4 protein-coding genes are annotated in these 3,145 nt (G+C 52.4%); 1 reads left to right on the forward strand and 3 read right to left on the reverse strand.

Annotated elements, in window-relative coordinates; genetic code table 11:
- The coding region (locus VF260_04165; protein HEX7056378.1) for a S4 domain-containing protein at nt 1–185 on the reverse strand (185 nt) is incomplete at its 3' end.
- Entirely contained in the window at nt 173–1,696 is a 1,524-nt protein-coding gene (locus tag VF260_04170; protein ID HEX7056379.1) for an RsmB/NOP family class I SAM-dependent RNA methyltransferase, read from the reverse strand. The genes VF260_04165 and VF260_04170, both read right to left, overlap by 13 nt.
- A gap of 138 nt (nt 1,697–1,834) precedes the next feature.
- Between VF260_04170 and VF260_04175 the strand changes: the two genes are divergently transcribed.
- Nucleotides 1,835–2,335 carry a thioredoxin family protein gene (locus tag VF260_04175; GenBank protein HEX7056380.1) on the forward strand — a complete coding sequence of 167 codons (501 nt, stop codon included), beginning with the start codon at nt 1,835–1,837 and terminating at the stop codon, nt 2,333–2,335.
- A 101-nt stretch (nt 2,336–2,436) separates the two neighbouring features.
- On the opposite strand, the gene VF260_04180 is transcribed toward VF260_04175, so the two are convergent.
- On the reverse strand, nt 2,437–3,145 hold a 709-nt coding region (locus tag VF260_04180), incomplete at its 5' end, for a GTP pyrophosphokinase family protein (GenBank protein ID HEX7056381.1).

Here is a 3,145-nt window from a genome sequence, read left to right on the forward strand (position 1 = left end):
ACAGCCTTCCCGCCGACTGTAATGCGATCGGTTTGCGGATCGACGTGCATGCCGCTGTCCGTTGCGGTTTTGCCGTTTACCCGGACAAGCCCCTGTTTGATCATCTGTTTCAAGGTGCTGCGCGAACCGTATCCCATATGCGCCAAAATTTTGTCCAACCGTTCGGTTTTGCTCACCAAATCCACCTCCAGCCCGCCGGATATTCGTTTTTCAGAATGCCGTCCTGATATTTGCCCCAACCAAGCGGATAGCCGTCCGTACAGACGAGACAGTATCCTTTTGCGGCTACGCCTGGCGCGGTTTCAATCCGCTCCGGGGCGATCTCCAGCGTGTCGCCTTTCAGGTAGCGTTCCGTTTCCAGCGAGCTTGCGGCAAAATTGACCGTGCGCCGGATGGCGCAGGCCTTTAACCCCATCGCTAACGCTTGCGAAGGAATAAACCGCTTGTTGCGGATATTTCCGACATACCAGCCGGGACGGGCCACCTTCAGACCGTCTAAATCCGGCAAATCGCCCGGCGAAACGTAGACATATTCGCCATAGGAAACAAGCTTGCCCGGCGGCAATTCAATGCCCAGTTGCGCGGCAAAATCATAGAGCGGCGTGAAGCTGAATGCTTCCGCCAATTCCTTCCGGGGCTTTTGCGGCTTTTTCCGCAAGTGTCCATGCCCGTTTGTTTGTTTGTTTATTTGCCCGTTCATGCTTATGGGCGCATCATCGGAACCGCCCTTGGAAGCACCCTCGCCGTTATGGCGCAAAATCGCGATAAAATGCCCTTCGCCCGCAACCCGGTGCGGCCAGATTCGCGCCGTATGTTTGGTTACCGCGGCTTGTTGCCGCAACATCTCATCGCCCGGTCGTTGGGCTTCGGTTACGCGGGCGACCCACTCGGGTCTGCCGGGGGAAAACCCCTGATCAGCCGGATACGGGACGACCGAAAACGCCGGATGGCGCTGTAAAAATGCGGCGATTTGCGCTTCGTTTTCCTCCGGCGAAAAAGTGCATGTCGAATAGACGATCGTGCCGCCGGGCGCAAGCATCTTAACCGCGGTCTCGAGAATGTCGCGCTGCATGGCTGCGCATGCCTTGACGGAATCAGGGGACCAAACAGCCGGCATATCGTCGTCTTTGCGAAACATGCCTTCGCCTGAGCAGGGCGCATCCAGCAATATTTTATTAAAAAAGCGGGAAAAAGGCCGCATCAGCCGTTCGGGCGTCTCGTTCAGCACCACCGCATTGCGCACTCCGAACAACTCGATGTTTTTGACCAGCGCTTTCACCCGCTCGGCGGAAATGTCATTGGCGACAATTAAGCCTTGCCCTTGCAATTTGGCTGCAAGTTGCGTCGTTTTTCCGCCTGGCGCGGCGCACAGATCGAGCACTTTATCCCCCGGTTGCACCGCCAACAATTCCGCCGCCGACATTGCGCTGGGCTCCTGGATATAATACAGCCCCGCATAATAATAAGGATGCTTCCCCGGACGCACCTTTGCATGATAATAAAACCCGTTGCCGCACCAAGGCACCGGCGAAAGCGGAAACGGCGACAGAGCACAAAACGTTTCCCGCGAAATTTTCAACGTATTCAAGCGCAAGCCGTAATGACGCGGTCGATCATAGGAAGCAAAAAACTGCGCCGCCTCATCACCCAGCAATGACGCCATTTTTTCCACAAACAATTCCGGAAGTTTTCCCACTATAAGCCGCTCCAATAGCAATTTGGTCTAATGATGCCGATCTCGGCCGTTTGCTGGCACATTCACATTCTGCCCGATTTCGTTTATAATGAAAATCAGCTTGTCCATGCAAAACATGTTGTTGAAAGAAGGTGGATTATGAAAAAGCTGATGATTTACCTGGCGGTGATTGTCGCTCTCTTTGCCGCAATGGCCGGCCTTAAGGCGCTCTCCGACAGCAAACTGAACAGCACGGACAATCCGTATCATATGAAAGCTTCGCAGCTTTCCAAGGAGACGCGGGCGCAGTTTGACGACCCGAATTATCAGAATATCATCTTGCCCGATGAACTGAAGGCGGCATTGGACAACAAAGAAAGCCTGTTCGTCTACTTTTTCCAGCCGACATGCCCGCATTGCAAAATTACGACTCCAATCGTCAACCCGTTGGCGAAACAGGTGGGCATCGACTTGAAACAATTTAACCTGTTAGAATTCCGGGACGGCTGGCTAGATTACAACATTGAAGGAACTCCAACCATCGTATATTACAAAGACGGAAAGGAAGTCGACCGGCTGTACGGCGGCGCGGAAGAAGAACCGGGAGACGGCGGGCACACGGAACAGGACTTTATTGATTTCTTTCAAAAATACAAATAATCATACGATTAATCATGGCCTTTTTTCCCAAGTTCCGAAAGCAGCGCGATTGGCGCTGCCTTTTTATTTTTGCATGTGCCGAAGCCAAAGCTTATTTATCCCTACACATCAAACTGTTTGGCCCGCGCAATCGCTTCTTGCAGTTGTTCGGACAAATGCTTCAGCCCCCAGATGTCGTCAGCCTCCCACAGCTCGTTAAATCGCAGTTGAAATTGCGCCGCCTCGCGAATTTTCCGGTAAAAATACAGTTCCTGAATGTCGCTCAAGATTCGCGATACCAGATTCGAATTGTCTTCAAACAACTTTTGCGCTTCGACAATTTCTTCCCGGATGCTGGACATTTCCTCATCCAGCTTGAACGCGGCTTCCGCCGCCTTTTGCAGCCGCACCCGCAATTCCTCCGGCAGCTCCGACTTGAATTTGTAATTTAACGAATGCTCGATCGTCGCCCAAAAATTCATGGCGAGCGTGCGGATTTGGATTTCCGCCAGCACGGGCTTCATCCCCAACCCGGTTTGCACCGGATATTCCACAATGACATGAAAACTGCGGTAGCCGCTTTCTTTCTTGTTGGTGATGTAATCTTTTTCGTAAACAACTTTCATATCCTTGCGTTCATGAATAAGCTTGGCCACGCGGCCGATGTCCTCGACAAACTGGCACATGATGCGAATGCCGGCGATATCCTCGATTCCTGTCTCCAATTGATCCATCGCGACATTGAGGCGAGCCGCCTTTTCCAGAATGCTCGAGATGCGTTTTACTCTTCCGGTTACAAACTCGATCGGAGAAAATTCCTCGCGCTTTTTG

It is taken from the genome of Bacilli bacterium, assembly GCA_036381315.1.
Classification (GTDB): Bacteria; Bacillota; Bacilli; order Paenibacillales; family KCTC-25726; genus DASVDB01.

What these genes read in the sequence shown, in the direction of transcription:
- VF260_04175 (HEX7056380.1), top strand. Translation starts at nt 1,835, where the DNA reads ATGAAAAAGCTGATGATTTACCTGGCGGTGATTGTCGCTCTCTTTGCC.